This window comes from Pikeienuella sp. (genome assembly GCF_046290545.1).
Taxonomy (GTDB): Bacteria; Pseudomonadota; Alphaproteobacteria; order Rhodobacterales; family Rhodobacteraceae; genus Pikeienuella.
On the sequence record NZ_JBKAGV010000011.1, the window covers coordinates 155,334 to 169,769 of the forward strand.

Here is a 14,436-nt window from a genome sequence, read left to right on the forward strand (position 1 = left end):
GCCGCTCCATAGCGGAGCGGGGGCGGGCGGGGAAGGGGGCGCTACTTCAACCGGATCGGCAACCCCGCCGCCACGAACTCCACCCTGTCCGCCGCCGCGGCGATGCGCTGGTTGAGGCGCCCCTGCTCGTCCCGGAACCGGCGGGAGAGCGGCTCCATCGGCACGAGGCCGAGGCCGATCTCGTTCGAGACGAGGATGACGGGCGCCTGCGCCGCCCTCAGCGCCGCGATCAGCCGCGCCGTCTCCGCCTCCGGCTCCCGCCCCGCCGCCATGAGGTTCGAGAGCCAGAGCGTGAGGCAATCGACGAGCGCCGTCCGCCCGCCCGCCTCCGCGAGCGCCGCGGGGAGGTCGAGCGGCGCCTCGATCAGCGCCCAGTCCTCCCCCCGCTCCGCCTTGTGCCGGGCGATGCGCTGCGCCATCTCCCCGTCCCCCGCCTCCGCCGTCGCGATGAAGGCGCGGGGCGGCGCCGCGAGCGCCAGCGCGCGCGCGGACTTGCCGGAGCGGGCGCCGCCGAGGATGAGCGTGATCTCAGGCATCGGGCGCCTCCAGCGCGGTCGCGAACGGGATCTTCCGGGCGAAAGCCTCGGCGAAGCTGAGCCCGGCCCGGGCGATGAGGAGCGCGCGGATCGGCCCGGCATGCGTCACCAGCGCCGCCTCCGGCCCGGCCTCCGCCGCCGCCGCCAGCACCCGCGCCTCGAGCGCGGCGAAGGTCTCGCCCCCCGGCGGCGCGCGGCGGCGCGGGTCCTCCGCCCAAGGGTCGGATTCGCGGCGGGGAATGGCGAACCAGCGCTTCCCCTCCCAGGCCCCGAAATCGAGCTCCAGCAGCCGCTCGTCGAAGCGAAGTGTTGCTCCCGAAGCCTCGGCCAGCGCCTCCGCCAGTGCGCGGGCCCGGAAGGCGGGGCTGGCCATGACGAGCCGGAGCGGCGGCGCCGCCCGCCGCGCCGCCGCGATCTCCGCCCGCGCCGAGGGTGCTAGCCCGATATCGAGCCGCCCGTAGCAGAGCCCGGGCTCCGCCGCTGGCGTCGGATGCCGGTAGAGGATCACAGGAGCCCCGCCAGCAGCAGAAGCGCGCCCGTATGCCCGAATTGCTCCGCCGTGCCGAGCGTATCCCCGGTATAGCCGCCGATCCGTCTTGTCGTGAAGCGGAGAAGCAGCGCCGCGAGGGCTAGCGCCAGCGCCAGCGCCAGCATTCCGGCGGCCCCGCAGAGGAGCGCGGCGCAGGCGGCCGTCAGGATCGCGAAGCCCGCCTCGCCCCGCGTCGTCCCCGCCGCCTCCCTCGCCGCGCCCTCCTCCCGCGCATAGGCCCCGAGCGCGAGGGTCAGTGCGATTCCCGCCCGTCCCGCCGGCAGCGCAACGAGCAGAGCGAGCGCGCCGGCCTCGGGATCGAACGAGGCGAGCGCCGCCCAGCGGAGACCGAGCGAAAAGACAAGCGCCAGGGCGCCGTAGGTTCCGATCCTTGAATCCCGCATGATCTCCAGCGCCCGCTCCCGCGGCGCATGGCCGCCGAGAGCGTCCGCCGTGTCGGCCAATCCGTCCTCATGCAAACCGCCGGTGAGGACGATGAGGAGGAGGAGCGCCAGCCCCGCCGCGGCCGCCGAAGGCAGCGCGAGGTTCAGCGCCAGCCAGAGCCCCGCCGCCGGCAGGGCAAGGAGGAAGCCGACCGCCGGATACCACCGCGCCGCCCGCGCCAGCCGCCCTCGCTCCCACCCCGGATCGGGAAGCGGCAGCCGGGTCAGGAGCTGCGCGGCGGAAAGGACGCGGGCGAACTCCCGCCTCACCCGGCCTTCCCCGAAACGCCCGCGCTCTCGAAGCTCGCCATCTCGTTCAGCATCGCCGCGGCCGCCGTGACCAGCGGCAGGGCAAGGAGCGCGCCGGAGCCCTCGCCCAGCCGGAGCCCGAGATCGAGCAGCGGCGCGCCCGCCTCCGGCGCGGTCTCCAGCATCGCCGCATGGCCCGGCTCCGCGCCCCGGTGCGCGAACTGGAGGAAGGGCGCGAGCCCGGGCCGCGCCTTCAACGCCAGAAGCGCCGCGGCGGTGGCTATAAACCCGTCCACGAGCACGAGCGCGCGAGCGGCGGCCGCGCCGATCGCGGCGCCCGCCATCGCCGCGATCTCAAGCCCGCCGAAGGCCGCGAGCGCGTCCTCGGGAGAGAGCGGCCCGGGCCGCCGCGCCGCGCAGGCTTCGAGAGCCGCGCGCTTGCGCTCCAGCCCCGCCGCGTCATGCCCCGCGCCGGGGCCGACCAGCGGGCCGAGCGGCAGGCCGAGCGATGCGTGGGCGAGAAGCGCGGCGGCGGAGGTGTTGCCGATCCCCATCTCGCCGAGGAGGACCACCCCGGCGCCCCCCTCCACGGCGGCGTGGGCCTGATCCGCCCCGAAAGCGAGCGCGGCCGATACCTCCTCCGCCCTCAGCGCATCCTCGCGCAGCGCGTTGCGCGTTCCGGCGCGTATCCCGGCGCGCATAAGTCCGGGATGGTCCGGCAGGGGCGCAGCCACTCCGCAATCAAGCACCCGCACCTCCGCCCCCGCCGCCCGCGCGAAGACGTTCGCCGCCGCGCCGCCTGCGAGGAAGTTGAGGACCATCTGCGCCGTCACCTCCGAGGGCCAGGCGGAGACGCCCTCGGCATTCAGCCCGTGATCCCCCGCGCAGAGGAGCAGCGCCGCGCGCGCGTTCGGCGCCTCCCGCCCTTGGGCGAGCGCGAGGCGGAGCGCCAGCGCCTCAACCCGCCCGAGGGAGCCAGGCGGCTTCGTCTTGCCGTCGATACGCGCGGAAATGCGAGCGGAAAGTGCGGCGTCCGGCACGGCGAAAGACAGTCGCGAAAGCATGAAAAGCTCCTCAGCGTGTCGCGGCGGAGACGATCTTCACGGCGCCCAGGCCGACCAGAAGCCCGACGATCCCGTCGAGCCCCGCCGTCACCGCCCATTCCGCCGCCCCGCCCGCAACGGATCCGACCGCCTCCGCCGCATGTTGGATCAGCTCATAGGGCGCATGGAGCCCCAGTTCATGCGCGCCGTGGACGAGGATCGAGCCGCCGACCCAGAGCATCGCGGCCGTCCCCACAGTCGCGATGACGGAGAGGACGTAGGGCATCCCGAGCACGATCCCGCGCCCGAGAGCCCGCGTCGCCCCGAGCGAGCCGCGCGCCAGCCGGAGCCCGAAATCGTCCGCCTTCACCAGCAGCGCGACGGCGCCGTAAACCGCCGCCGTGATGGCGACCGAAACCGCGACGAGCGTGGCGGCGGTGACAAGGAACGGCGCATCTCCGATCGCGGCGAGGGAGATCGCCGTGATCTCCGCCGAGAGGATGAAGTCGGTCTTGATCGCCCCCTTGACCCGCGTCTCCTCGAGATGCGCGGCGTCCAGCGTCTCCGCCTCCTGTGCATGGCTCTCGGGATGGGGGTGGAGCGCATGCCATATCTTCTCCGCGCCCTCGAAGCAGAGATAGACCCCGCCGACCATCAGGAGAGGCGTCAGGAGGAAGGGCGCAAAGGCGTCGAGCACAAGCGCAGCGGGGACGAGGACGCCGATCTTGTTGAAGAGCGAGCCCTTCGCGATCTTCCAGACGATCGGAATCTCCCGCGCGGCGGGGAGGCCCGTGACGTATTTCGGCGTCACGGCCGCATCGTCGATCACGACGCCCGCGGCCTTCGCCCCGGCCTTCGCCGTCATCGCGCTGACATCGTCGGCCTGCGCGGCGGCCAGCTTTGCGATGGCGGCGACGTCGTCAAGGAGGGCGAGAAGTCCGCTCATCTCCGGGCTCCCGTGTTGCGGCGCATCATCTCCTACCGCAAGCGGTCAGGTCAGGCCAGCGCGGCGACGGCGGCGGCGAGGAGCACGATCCCCCAGGCTTTCCACAGGAGCGCGACCGCGGCGTCGATATCCGCCGGCCCGGCCTCGCGCCGCCCCTCCGGATTGATCCACGGCTGGTCCGTCATCTTCCCGTGATAGGCGCGCGGGCCCGAGACCGCGAGGCCGAGCGCGCCCGCCATCGCCGCCTCCGGCCAGCCCGCATTGGGCGAGCGATGCCGCCGCCCGTCCCGCAGCGCGACGAGCGCGGCGCGAGGGGAAAGCGCGGCGAGCGCGATGAGAAGCGCGGAGAGCCGCGCCGGGGCAAGGTTCAGGAGGTCGTCGAGCCGCGCCGCGGCCCAGCCGAAGCGCTCATGCCGTTCCGTCCTGTGGCCGATCATCGAATCGGCGGTGTTCACCATCTTGTAGGCGAAGAGTCCCGGCAGACCGAGGAGCGCGAACCAGAAGACCGGGGCGACGAGACCGTCGGAGAAGTTCTCCGCCGCGCTCTCCACCGCGGCGCGCGCCACCGCCGCCTCGTCCCCTGCTTCGAGATCGCGCCCGACGATCTCCCCCGCCGCCGCCCGGCCTTCCGCGAGCGACTGTCGGAGCCCGGCGGCGACGGCGGAGACATGGTCGACGAGGCTCTTCTGCGCCAGAAGCACAGCGGCGGCCAGAACCTGGGGCAACGGCTCCAACGGCGCCGCCTCTATCAGGGCGCCGACGCCCGCAGCGAGGCCTGCCAGGAGAAGGATCGCCGCCGCGCCCTTCTCTTTCCGGAAGCCGCTGGTGTTGAGCGCGCCGTCCAGCGTGGAGATAACCCGCCCGAAGACAACGACAGGATGGGGTATGCGCCGCCACAGCGGCTTGGGGTCGCCCATCAGGGCGTCGAGGAGGAGTGAGAAAAGAAGAACCATGCGCCTTCGGTCGCGCTCCGGCTGCGCGCAGTCAAGCCCCTCTTCGTCTGGCGCGTTGCGACGGAATGCGTTAGCGTCCGGCGCAAGCTGCGGAGAACGCGGCGCGAGGGACAGACGAAGAGGGACAGTGCCGATGCGGGATCGGGTTCAGGGCGCCGCGCGCGCCGTCATGTTTGGCGCGGCCGTCCTTACGCTCGCCGCCTGCGGCCTGCCCCGTTCCGGCCCCTATTTCGAGGACCTGCGCTACTCTCAGGAGCGGAATGACGGCGTCGACCCCGGCTTCGATCTCGTGCGCGTCACGTCCGGGATCGTGGAGGCCGCCAATGTGGCCGAGCCGCTGGGCTTCTCGCTCGACCTGATCGAGGCGCAGCCGGAGAAGACGGCGATACTCGGCGTCGGCGACGTACTTCAGGTCACGGTCTGGGAGCGGGGGGAGAACGGCCTCTTCTCACCGATCGGCGGGGCGACCAACCTTGTGACAGAGATCGAGGAGAGCGGGAACATCTACATCCCGTATCTTGGCCCCGTTTCGGCCTCCGGCCGCACGGCGGACGGGCTTCGGCGGCACATCATCGGGCTTCTGGCGGACAAGACGCTGGACCCGCAGGTTGAGGTTGCGCGGCAGACGGGTGATTCGAAGTCCATCACCATAACGGGCACCGCCGGCGTCGCCGGCGTCGTGCCGATCGAGCGCACCACGCGCTCGCTCCTTTCGCTTCTGGCGAAGACCGGCTTCTCCGTTCCGGACACGGAGGTGATCCGGGTCATCGTGCGGCGCGGTCCGGTCGAAGGTTCGATCTGGATGACCGATCTCTTCGAGAACCCCCAGTATGATGTGCCCGTGCGCGCCGGCGACGTCATCTTCCTCAATCGGGATCGCCGGTTCTTCCGCTCTCTCGGCGCCGTCGGCCAGACCCGGGTGCCCTTCCCGACGCGGGACGTCTCGGTGCTCGACGCAATATCCCTCGTCGGCGGGCTTCAGGGCAACGTCTCCGACCCGTCAGGCGTCTTCATCTTCCGGGTGGAGCCGCCGGAAATCGCGACGCGCGTCTCCGCCAACGCGCGGGCCGACGGGACGCGGAACATCGCCTATCTGCTGGATCTTTCCGAAGGCTCGGGCATGTTCCTTGCCGATCAGATGCTGATGCGTGACGGCGATGTCCTCTATGTCACTGACGCGCCGTTCGCCCGCTTCCAGAAGATCGCCGGCTCCGTCGCTTCCTTGGTCGGGTTCACGGGCGCCGCCGCTTCGACGGCGCGCGTCATTCCCTGAGAACCGGAGCGACGCAGGGCCGCCTCGGCCTCTGGTCCCTTTCGTTCCTGAGGGACGGCGCGCTCCGCACGGCGCTCGCTGCGGCGGGCTGGCGGCCGCGACCCGGCTTTCTGCCGCATGATGCAGTCGCCGTCTGGGGCCGGAGCACGGCTGCGCGGCGCGGGATCGCAGCGGCGCAACGCTCGGGCGCGCCGCTACTCACGCTGGAGGACGGTTTCCTCCGCTCCGTCCGGCCCGGCCGCTCCGGCCCCATCCTGAGCCTCCTCATCGACGATCTCGGCGTTCACCATGACGCCGCACGCCCCTCCCGCCTCGAGGCGATGATCGCCGAAGGCGGGGGGGACATCACGCGCGCCCGCGCCGGAATCGCCAGGCTCCGCGCGCTCCGTCTCTCTAAATTCAACGACTCGCCGGATGCGGAGGCGCTGCCTCGAGGTCATGTCCTCGTCGTCGACCAGACGCTCGGCGACGCCTCGATCGAAGGCGCCGGCGCCGGGCCGGAGGCCTTCGCGCGGATGCTCGCGGCGGCGCGGGCGGAGCATCCGGGGGCGGAGATCCTCGTGCGCCTCCACCCTGAGACCCTTGTCGGGAGAAAGCCCGGTCACCTCGAAGCCGAGCCCGGCGCGCGCCGGGCGCCCGTCAACCCGTGGGACGAGATCGAGGGCGCGCGCGCCGTCTACGTCGTCTCTTCCCAACTCGGAGCGGAGGCGATGCTGGCGGGCGTTCCCGTCCGCTGTTTCGGGCATCCCTTTTATGCCGGGTGGGGCGCGACGCACGATGAGGCGCCGCATCCGCGCCGCGCCGAAGAGCGTTCGGCGGAAGAGATCTTTGCGGCGGCCTGGCTCGCTTATCCGCTCTATTTTGATCCGTGGCGCGGCGGCCTCTCGACCTTCGAGGCGACGCTGGAGGCGCTCGACGCGCTTCGCCGGCATGACCGGATGACGAAGGGCGGCGCCGCTCTCGAAGCCGTACGGCTCTGGAAGCGGGGCCATGTCGCACGCATGTTCGCTCCCTATCCCGTCCGCTTCGGAAAGGCGCGGAAGGGGGAACGGCGCATCGTCTGGGCCTCCGTCGCGCCTCAGGGGGAGGGCGACGCCCGGATCGAGGACGGGTTCCTCCGCTCCTCCGGTCTTGGCGCCGCCCTCGCCCCGCCGCTCTCGCTCGCGCTCGACGATCTCGGGATCTACTATGACCCGTCGCGCGAGAGCCGGCTCGAACGCCTCATCGCTTCCGCCCCCGCCGACCCGGAGGCGGAAGCGCGCGGCGGGCGGCTCCTGGCGTTGATCGCCGCCTCCGGCGTCACGAAATACAACCTCCACGGCGCGATGCCGCCGCCCGCGCCGAAAGGGCGGCGCGCCGTCCTCGTCGTCGGGCAGGTGGCGGACGACGCTTCGATCCTCCTCGGCGCCTGCGCAGTGCGGAGCGACGCGGCGCTCCTCGCGGCGGCGCGGGCGGCGCGGCCCGGCGCCTTCCTGCTCTACAAGCCGCATCCCGATGTCGAGGCCGGGCTCCGCCCCGGCGGAGGGGCGGAGGCGCTGGCCGACGCCGTCGCGCGCGGCGTCTCCGCCGCCGCCGCCATCGACTGGGCGGACGAAGTCTGGACGATCACCTCCCTCTTCGGCTTCGAGGCGCTCTTGCGCGGTCGCCGTGTCGTCACGCTTGGCGCGCCCTTCTATGCGGGTTGGGGGCTGACGGAGGATCGGGGGGAGATACCCGTTCGCCGTCGCGCGCGGCCGACGCTCGCGCGCCTCGTACATGCCACGCTCGTCGAGTACCCGCTCTACCGCGATCCGCTCACCGGCCTCCCATGCCCGCCGGAGGTGATCGTGGAGCGGCTCGCGGCGGGGGCCGGGGCGGCGAAGGGGGCGGGGCGGCTTCTGTCCAAGGCGCAGGGCCTCCTCGCCACCTGGGCCCCGATCTGGCGATAGCGCTTGGACGGCCTCAGCCCACTGGCAGCCAGTGCGAGACGATGTCGCCCCCCGCCCGCATCTCCCCGGCCAGCCTGTAGCGCGGCGCATCCGCGAGCGCGGTGAGCGCAAGCGGGCCGAGCGCCGGCGCCCCTTCGGCCCCGATCAACGCGCCGGCGGAAACCCAGACGATCTCGTCCGCCAGACCGGCGCGGACGAGCGCGGCGGCGAGCCGCCCGCCGCCCTCGCAGAGAAGTCGCGTCACCCCTCGCTCGCCTAGAGCGCGGAGCGCGGCGAAAAGATCTAGCCGCCCATCCGCCCCGCGCCCGACCGGGATCGCCTCGCCCCATTCCGCCGACCCCGGCGCGGCGCAAAGCCGCCAGGCGGGCGGCGCACCCCTCGCGAGCCGGAGGGTGGACGGCAGCGAAAGATCGACGTCCAGAACCACGCGCTGCGGCGTCCGCCCCTCCAGTCCCGGCAGCCGCACGTCGAGCGCCGGGTCATCCGCCCGCGCCGTGCCGGAGCCGACGAGAATCGCGTCATGCGTCGCGCGGAGCAGATGGGCGCGCGCCCGCGCCTCGGGCCCGCTGATCCACCGGCTCTCTCCGCTCGCCGTCGCGATGCGGCCGTCCAGCGTCGCAGCGAGCTTCAGCGTCACGCGCGGCCGCCCGGCGCGCTGGCGCATGAGGAACCCGGCATTCGCCGCCTCCCCCTCCGTCGCCATCAGCCCGATATCGACCGCAAGGCCCGCCTCGCGCAGGCGTGCGAAACCGCGGCCGGAAACCCGCGGGTCCGGATCTTCCATAGGCGCGACGACGCGGGTGATTCCCGCAGACGCCAGCGCATCCGCACAGGGCGGGGTGCGGCCGTGATGGGCGCAAGGCTCGAGGCTCACATAGGCCGTCGCCCCCCGCGCCGCCGCGCCCGCCCCGGCCAGCGCCATCACTTCCGCATGGGGCCGCCCGCCCGGCTGCGTCCAGCCCCGCCCGACGAGCCGACCGTCCGAGACGATCACGCAGCCGACCGCCGGGTTCGGCCAGACCCGCCCGAGCCCCCGCTTCGCGACGGCGAGGGCCGCCGCCATCCAGCGGCGATCCGCCTCCGAGAAGGCGGCCATCCTATTCCTCTTTGGGGGCCGGCGGGCGAAGCTCCGCGACGAATTCCTCGAAGTCGTCGGCTTCCTGGAAATTCTTGTAGACGCTGGCGAAGCGGACATAGGCGACCGTGTCGATCCGCGCGAGGCTCTCCATCACGATCTCCCCGATCGTGTCCGAGCGCACGTCACTGTCGCCCAGGCTTTCGAGCCGGCGGACGATGCCGGAAATCATCTGGTCCACCCGGTCCGCCGCGATGGGGCGCTTCTGCAGCGCGATGCGGATGGAGCGGGCGAGCTTGTCCCGGTCGAACTCCTCGCGACGTCCGTTCTTCTTCAGCACGGTGAGGTCGCGCAGCTGGACCCGCTCATAGGTGGTGAAGCGCCCGCCGCAGGCCGGGCAGAACCGCCGCCGCCGGATGGCGACATGATCCTCCGCAGGCCGGCTGTCCTTCACCTGCGTCTCGGTGTCTCCGCAGAACGGGCAGCGCATGTTGTTTTCCCCTACCTCCGCCGTCCGACCCTTATAGGAGAGCCGCGAGAGGAAGGGTAGGGGGCGCGCCCCGGCGCCAGATATGGGAGGTTTCAGCCGATCACGCCGCCGCGGTGCGGGATCACGAAACTGCGCGCGCCGGTTTCGGCGGCGCCGCGCGCGCCGCATCTGTTCACCATGACGAGGGAGAACATCATGAACGGCGCGAACCTGACCCCCGGCCTGACCCCCGGCCTGACCCCCGGCCTGATCGCCGCCCTCGTCGCTCTCGGCGCCGCCGGTTTCACGCCCGCCCGGCTCATGTCGAGGCGGCGCTGAGCCGCCTCAGCGCCCCGCCATTAACCCCTCGACCTCATCCGCTACGCGCCCCGGGGCTTCCTCCATAGGCAGGTGGCCGAGGCCTGGCAGGATCACCGCCCGCGCGCCGGGTATCGCCGCCGCGAAGGTCTCCGCCCTTTCAGGCGGCAGGAGCCGGTCCGCCCCGCCCCAGATGACGACCGTCTCCGCCTTCACGTCCGATGGAAGCCGAAGCTGCGAACGCGGACTCTTCGCCCAGACGATCTGCGCCCGCCTGTTCCCGGGCTGGCGCACCATCTCCCAATAGCGGTCCACAGCCTCCGGCGTCGCCAGCGCCGGGTCGCCGACCGAGCCCTTCAGGCTTTCCTCGATGAACCAGCGCGGCGTCAGCCGTTCCGCGAGCCAGATCGTCGCCTCGCCATGGATCGCCCAGCGCGCGAGGCGGGAGAGGGCGCCGGGCGCCCGCGCATCCGGCTGCGCCTCTCCCGCCGGGGCGATGAGGAAAAGACCGGAAACCTCCTCTGGCCGCGCCGCCGCGTAGCGCCATGCGACCATCCCGCCCAGCGAATGACCGACGAGCCCGAACCGCGTCAGCCCGGCCTCCCGTGCGACGGCGGCCGCCGCCTCAACCAGCGCGTCGTTCGAATAATCGTCGTCCGGCCGGGGGAGGGAGAAGCCGTGCGCCGGGAAGTCGAGGGAGATCAGCCGGAATCGTTCGCCGAGCTCCGCCTCCAGCGGCAGCCAGGCGTGGACGCTGGCGCCGAGCCCGTGGAGGAGGAGGAGCGGCGGGCAGTCGGCGCAGCCGGCCTCGCGCCAGTGTATCCGCGCGCCCTCATGCTCTATGAAGCGCCCGCCCCCCGGTACGGCGTATTTCGCCTCGACCACCGCCCGGTCTGTATCGGGCGTCGGAACCGTCGCCAGCCATAGGCCGAGAGCGGCGAGCCCGATGAGCAGCGCCCGCCCGAGCCATCGCGCGAGTCGCCGCATCGTCAGAGCAGGTCGTAGATCGGGAACCTCGCCGTCAGCGCCGTGACCTTGGCCTTCACCGCCGCCTCGACCGCGCCGTTCCCCTCCTCCCCGTTCTTCGCCAGCCCGTCCACCACCTCGACGATGAGGTCGGCGACCTGCCGAAACTCCGCCTCGCCGAAGCCGCGCGTCGTCGCCGCGGGCGTGCCGAGCCGGACGCCCGAAGTCACCATCGGCTTCTCCGGGTCGAAGGGGATGCCGTTCTTGTTGCAGGTGATGTGCGCCCGCCCGAGCGCCTTCTCCGTCGCGACGCCAGTGACGCCCTTGGGCCGGAGGTCGACGAGCATGACATGCGTGTCCGTCCCGCCCGTCACGATGTCGAGCCCGCCCTTCATCAGCTGGTCCGCCAGCGCCTTCGCGTTCGCGACCACCGCCGCCTGGTAGGCGCGGAATTCGGGCCGGAGCGCCTCCGCGAAGGCGACAGCCTTGCCCGCGATCACATGCATCAGCGGGCCGCCCTGCATCCCGGGGAAGACGGCGGAGTTGAACTTCTTCGCCAGGTCCTCGTCATTCGTCAGGATCATGCCGCCGCGCGGCCCGCGCAGCGTCTTGTGCGTCGTCGTCGTGGCGACGTCCGCGTAGTCCAGCGGGTTCGGATGCTGGCCGCCGGCCACGAGCCCCGCAAAATGCGCCATGTCCACCAGCAGCTTCGCGCCGACCGAATCCGCCACCTCGCGGAATTTCGCGAAGTCGATCTGCCGCGGAATGGCGGAGCCGCCGGCGATGATGAGCTTCGGCTTCGTCTCCTCCGCCAGCTTCGCCATCGCGTCATAGTCGAGAAGGCTGTCCTGCCGCCGCACGCCGTAGTGCACCGCGTTGAACCACTTGCCGGAGACATTGACCTTCGCGCCGTGCGTCAGGTGCCCGCCCGCCGACAGGTCCATGCCCATGAACGTGTCGCCCGGCTGCATGAGAGCAAGGAACACCGCCTGGTTCGCCTGGGACCCGGAATTCGGCTGAACGTTGGCGAAGCGGCAGTTAAAGAGCGCCTTGGCCCGCGCGATGGCGAGTTCCTCCATCACGTCCACATGCTGACAGCCGCCGTAGTAGCGCCGGCCCGGATAGCCTTCCGCATACTTGTTGGTCGCGACGGAGCCCTGCGCCTCCATCACGGCGCGGGAGACGATGTTTTCCGAGGCGATGAGTTCGATTTCGTCGCGCTGGCGCGTCAGTTCCGCCCGCATCGCCGCGGCGATCTCCGGGTCGCGGCTGGAAAGCGGTTCGGTGAAGAAGCCCTGATCGCGGGTTGCGGCGTCCATCTGTCGTCTCCTCGGCGTCCTCTGGCGGCGTTGCGGGGGCATTTAGCGCGGCGGGGCGCGATTGTCCCGCGGATTTCGCCGCTCCGGGGCATGGGCGCGACAATCGGGCCAGCATCCCGCGCAAACTACTCCTCCGCGACCGAGAGCGCGATCTTGCCCACATGCCGCCCCTCGCTGAACCGCGCCTGCGCCGCTCCGATCTCCTGCAGCGGAAACGTCTCCGCGACGACGGGGCGCGCCTCCCCCGCCTCGATCCGCCGCACCAGCGCGGCGAAGACGCCGTCGTCGAGCGCCGTGCAGCCGAAGAGGCTCAGGTCCTTCAGATAGAGCGTGCGGAGATCGAGCTCGACGAGCGGCCCCGCGACGGCGCCTGAAACGGCGAGCCGCCCGCCGGGCCGCAAAACGTCGAGAAGGCGAGGCCACTCCTTGCCGCCTACAAGATCGACCACAACATCGGCTTCATTCGCCCCGAGCCCGCCGAGCGGTCCCTCCTCCCGCAGGAGCGCCCGCTCCGCTCCGAGGCCAAGCACCCCTTCCGCCTTCGCCGCGCTGGTAACGGCCAAGACCCGCGCCCCGCGCGCCTTCGCGAGGCTGACCGCCGCCGCGCCGACGCCTCCCGAGGCGCCGGTGACGAGCACGATATCAGAAGACGTAACGCGCGCCCGTGTCAGTAGGTTCTCCGCCGTCGACCAGGAGCAGGGAAAGGAGGCCAGCGCCTCGTTCGAAAGCGGAGAGGTCACCGCATGGGCGTGGCGCGATGCAACGCAGAGATAGTCGGCGAAGGCCCCGTCCACCTCCGAGCCAAGGAACAGCGGGGAGGTCAGCGCCTCGCCGCCGGCCTCGCGCAGGCAGGGCTCGACCAGAACCCGCTCCCCGATCCGGCCCTCCGGCACGCCCTCGCCCGCGGCCTCGATCACGCCGCAGGCGTCGATCCCCTGGATGCGCGGAAAGCGGAGCGGTGCGCCGGTCCAGCCGCCATCCTGCCCCGGCGCGCCGGAGCGGGAGTACCAGCCGACGCGGGTGTTTATGTCGGTGTTGTTCACCGCCGCCGCCCGCACCCGCACCAGAACCTCGCCCCGCTTCGGCGCGGGTTTCGGCAGGTCCTCCCGCCATTCGAGCATCTCCGGCCCGCCATGGCCGGTGAGGAGGACGCCCCGCATCGTCTCGCCCATGTCGCGCTCCCTTTCCTTTCCCGGCCCGGCGCCTATCCTGCCGCGAAAAGCGGGGGGGCGGCGATGGCGCGGGCGAAGAATATCCTCTTCATCATGTTCGACCAGCTGAGGTTCGACTACCTCTCCTGCTACGGCCACCCGCATCTTCAGACGCCCCATATCGACGGGCTGGCAGCCCGCGGCGTCCGCTTCACCCGCGCCTATGTCCAGTCCCCCGTCTGCGGCGCGGCGCGGATGTCGGCCTATACCGGCCGCTACGTCCATTCCCACGGCGCCGCCTGGAACAATTTCCCCCTCAAGGTCGGGGAGATGACGATCGGCGATCACCTGAGGAAGATCGGGGTCGAGAGCTGGCTCGTCGGCAAGACGCATATGCGCGCGGATGCGGAGGGGATGGCCCGCCTCGGCCTCGCGCCCGAGAGCGTGATCGGCGCCCGCGTGGCCGAATGCGGCTTCGACGCGTGGGTGCGGGAGGACGGCCTCTACGGCCAGGGCCCCGCCGGCTTCTATGACGTGAAGCGCTCGCCCTATAACGAATTTCTCCGCGCCCGCGGCTATGAGGGGCCGAACCCCTGGCACGACTATGCGAATGCGGGCGTGGACGAGGCCGGCATGATGGCTTCCGGCTGGCTGATGAAGAACGCGCCCCTCCCCGCCCATGTCCACGAGGAGGATTCGGAGACGCCCTGGCTCACCGACCGCGCCATCGAGTTCGTGGATGCGAAGCGGGGCGGCGCGCCCTGGCTGATGCATCTCTCGTACATCAAGCCCCACTGGCCCTACATCGTCCCCGCCCCTTACAACGACATGTACGGCCCCGAACACGTCCTCCCCGCGAAGCGCGACGCGCGGGAGCGGCAGGACCCGCATCCGGTCTACGCCGCCTTCATGGACAACCTGATCGGCCGAACCTTCAGCCGGGACGAGGTGCGCGAGGCGGTGATCCCCGCCTATATGGGCCTCGTAAAGCAGGCGGATGACCAGATCGGCCGGCTCGTCGCCCATCTCGCCGCGACCGGAGATCTCGAAGACACGCTGATCGTCCTGACATCGGACCACGGCGATTACCTTGGCGACCATTGGTTGGGCGAGAAGGACCTCTTCCACGAGCCCTCCGGGTCCTGACCCGGAGAACTGGTCCGGACCGATTGCGATTTTTCGGGCATGAATCTGGAAACGGAGGAATGCCCAGATGCCCAAGAAACGCTTCACGGATG

At 71.6% G+C, this 14,436-nt stretch carries 14 protein-coding genes and 1 pseudogene; 4 read left to right on the top strand and 11 right to left on the bottom strand.

Annotated elements, in window-relative coordinates; translation table 11 throughout:
* Nucleotides 1-41 precede the first annotated feature (41 nt).
* Genes cobU through cbiB form a run of 6 tightly spaced genes read right to left on the bottom strand, consistent with a single transcriptional unit; the run spans nt 42 to nt 4,699 of the window.
* Nucleotides 42-536: a bifunctional adenosylcobinamide kinase/adenosylcobinamide-phosphate guanylyltransferase gene (gene cobU / locus ACE37J_RS10170; RefSeq protein WP_409710937.1), complete on the bottom strand. Its 495-nt coding sequence runs from the start codon at nt 534-536 to the stop codon at nt 42-44.
* Nucleotides 529-1,044, bottom strand: a complete 516-nt coding sequence (locus ACE37J_RS10175; protein ID WP_409710939.1) for a histidine phosphatase family protein — start codon at nt 1,042-1,044, stop codon at nt 529-531. Before ACE37J_RS10175 ends, cobU begins: the two co-directional genes overlap by 8 nt.
* Complete coding sequence (gene cobS / locus ACE37J_RS10180) at nt 1,041-1,778, bottom strand: adenosylcobinamide-GDP ribazoletransferase (protein WP_409710941.1); 738 nt, start codon at nt 1,776-1,778, stop codon at nt 1,041-1,043. Before cobS ends, ACE37J_RS10175 begins: the two co-directional genes overlap by 4 nt.
* On the bottom strand, nt 1,775-2,821 hold the full coding sequence (cobT, locus tag ACE37J_RS10185; RefSeq protein ID WP_409710943.1) for a nicotinate-nucleotide--dimethylbenzimidazole phosphoribosyltransferase: 1,047 nt from the start codon (nt 2,819-2,821) through the stop codon (nt 1,775-1,777). Before cobT ends, cobS begins: the two co-directional genes overlap by 4 nt.
* A 10-nt stretch (nt 2,822-2,831) precedes the next feature.
* On the bottom strand, nt 2,832-3,746 hold the full coding sequence (locus ACE37J_RS10190) for a DUF808 domain-containing protein (RefSeq protein ID WP_409710945.1): 915 nt from the start codon (nt 3,744-3,746) through the stop codon (nt 2,832-2,834).
* Nucleotides 3,747-3,796: 50 nt separating this feature from the next.
* Nucleotides 3,797-4,699 carry an adenosylcobinamide-phosphate synthase CbiB gene (cbiB, locus tag ACE37J_RS10195; protein WP_409710947.1) on the bottom strand — a complete coding sequence of 301 codons (903 nt, stop codon included), beginning with the start codon at nt 4,697-4,699 and terminating at the stop codon, nt 3,797-3,799.
* A gap of 133 nt (nt 4,700-4,832) precedes the next feature.
* Between cbiB and ACE37J_RS10200 the strand changes: the two genes are divergently transcribed.
* Both ACE37J_RS10200 and ACE37J_RS10205 read left to right on the top strand, forming a co-directional pair.
* On the top strand, nt 4,833-5,972 hold the full coding sequence (locus tag ACE37J_RS10200) for a polysaccharide biosynthesis/export family protein (RefSeq protein ID WP_409710949.1): 1,140 nt from the start codon (nt 4,833-4,835) through the stop codon (nt 5,970-5,972).
* Nucleotides 5,973-6,082: 110 nt separating this feature from the next.
* Nucleotides 6,083-7,900: a capsular polysaccharide biosynthesis protein gene (locus ACE37J_RS10205; protein WP_409710971.1), complete on the top strand. Its 1,818-nt coding sequence runs from the start codon at nt 6,083-6,085 to the stop codon at nt 7,898-7,900.
* A gap of 13 nt (nt 7,901-7,913) precedes the next feature.
* Here ACE37J_RS10205 and ribD read toward each other — a convergent pair whose 3' ends face one another.
* Both ribD and nrdR read right to left on the bottom strand, forming a co-directional pair.
* Nucleotides 7,914-8,996: a bifunctional diaminohydroxyphosphoribosylaminopyrimidine deaminase/5-amino-6-(5-phosphoribosylamino)uracil reductase RibD gene (gene ribD, locus ACE37J_RS10210; RefSeq protein ID WP_409710951.1), complete on the bottom strand. Its 1,083-nt coding sequence runs from the start codon at nt 8,994-8,996 to the stop codon at nt 7,914-7,916.
* Between the two features lies 1 nt (nt 8,997).
* Nucleotides 8,998-9,465 (bottom strand): transcriptional regulator NrdR, encoded by a 468-nt coding sequence (gene nrdR / locus ACE37J_RS10215; protein ID WP_409710953.1) that lies wholly within the window; start codon nt 9,463-9,465, stop codon nt 8,998-9,000.
* 195 nt (nt 9,466-9,660) lie between these two features.
* Here nrdR and ACE37J_RS10220 point away from each other — a divergent pair, with 195 nt between their 5' ends.
* Nucleotides 9,661-9,783, top strand: coding sequence for a hypothetical protein (locus ACE37J_RS10220; protein WP_409710955.1), 123 nt, complete (start codon nt 9,661-9,663; stop codon nt 9,781-9,783).
* 6 nt (nt 9,784-9,789) lie between these two features.
* Here ACE37J_RS10220 and ACE37J_RS10225 read toward each other — a convergent pair whose 3' ends face one another.
* The 3 genes from ACE37J_RS10225 to ACE37J_RS10235 form a co-directional block, all read right to left on the bottom strand.
* Nucleotides 9,790-10,749 carry an alpha/beta fold hydrolase gene (locus ACE37J_RS10225; RefSeq protein ID WP_409710957.1) on the bottom strand — a complete coding sequence of 320 codons (960 nt, stop codon included), beginning with the start codon at nt 10,747-10,749 and terminating at the stop codon, nt 9,790-9,792.
* Between the two features lie 2 nt (nt 10,750-10,751).
* Entirely contained in the window at nt 10,752-12,047 is a 1,296-nt protein-coding gene (gene glyA / locus ACE37J_RS10230; protein WP_409710959.1) for a serine hydroxymethyltransferase, read from the bottom strand.
* 125 nt (nt 12,048-12,172) lie between these two features.
* Nucleotides 12,173-13,219, bottom strand: coding sequence for a zinc-binding dehydrogenase (locus tag ACE37J_RS10235; RefSeq protein ID WP_409710961.1), 1,047 nt, complete (start codon nt 13,217-13,219; stop codon nt 12,173-12,175).
* A 63-nt stretch (nt 13,220-13,282) separates the two neighbouring features.
* Here ACE37J_RS10235 and ACE37J_RS10240 point away from each other — a divergent pair.
* Nucleotides 13,283-14,335, top strand: a pseudogene (locus tag ACE37J_RS10240) (sulfatase-like hydrolase/transferase); the annotation flags it as partial.
* Between the last annotated feature and the right edge of the window lie 101 nt (nt 14,336-14,436).

What these genes read in the sequence shown, in the direction of transcription:
- ACE37J_RS10235 (WP_409710961.1), bottom strand. Translation starts at nt 13,219, where the DNA reads ATGGGCGAGACGATGCGGGGCGTCCTCCTCACCGGCCATGGCGGGCCG.
- glyA (WP_409710959.1), bottom strand. Translation starts at nt 12,047, where the DNA reads ATGGACGCCGCAACCCGCGATCAGGGCTTCTTCACCGAACCGCTTTCC.
- cbiB (WP_409710947.1), bottom strand. Translation starts at nt 4,699, where the DNA reads ATGGTTCTTCTTTTCTCACTCCTCCTCGACGCCCTGATGGGCGACCCC.
- ACE37J_RS10220 (WP_409710955.1), top strand. Translation starts at nt 9,661, where the DNA reads ATGAACGGCGCGAACCTGACCCCCGGCCTGACCCCCGGCCTGACCCCC.
- ribD (WP_409710951.1), bottom strand. Translation starts at nt 8,996, where the DNA reads ATGGCCGCCTTCTCGGAGGCGGATCGCCGCTGGATGGCGGCGGCCCTC.
- cobU (WP_409710937.1), bottom strand. Translation starts at nt 536, where the DNA reads ATGCCTGAGATCACGCTCATCCTCGGCGGCGCCCGCTCCGGCAAGTCC.
- ACE37J_RS10190 (WP_409710945.1), bottom strand. Translation starts at nt 3,746, where the DNA reads ATGAGCGGACTTCTCGCCCTCCTTGACGACGTCGCCGCCATCGCAAAG.
- ACE37J_RS10225 (WP_409710957.1), bottom strand. Translation starts at nt 10,749, where the DNA reads ATGCGGCGACTCGCGCGATGGCTCGGGCGGGCGCTGCTCATCGGGCTC.
- cobT (WP_409710943.1), bottom strand. Translation starts at nt 2,821, where the DNA reads ATGCTTTCGCGACTGTCTTTCGCCGTGCCGGACGCCGCACTTTCCGCT.
- ACE37J_RS10200 (WP_409710949.1), top strand. Translation starts at nt 4,833, where the DNA reads ATGCGGGATCGGGTTCAGGGCGCCGCGCGCGCCGTCATGTTTGGCGCG.
- nrdR (WP_409710953.1), bottom strand. Translation starts at nt 9,465, where the DNA reads ATGCGCTGCCCGTTCTGCGGAGACACCGAGACGCAGGTGAAGGACAGC.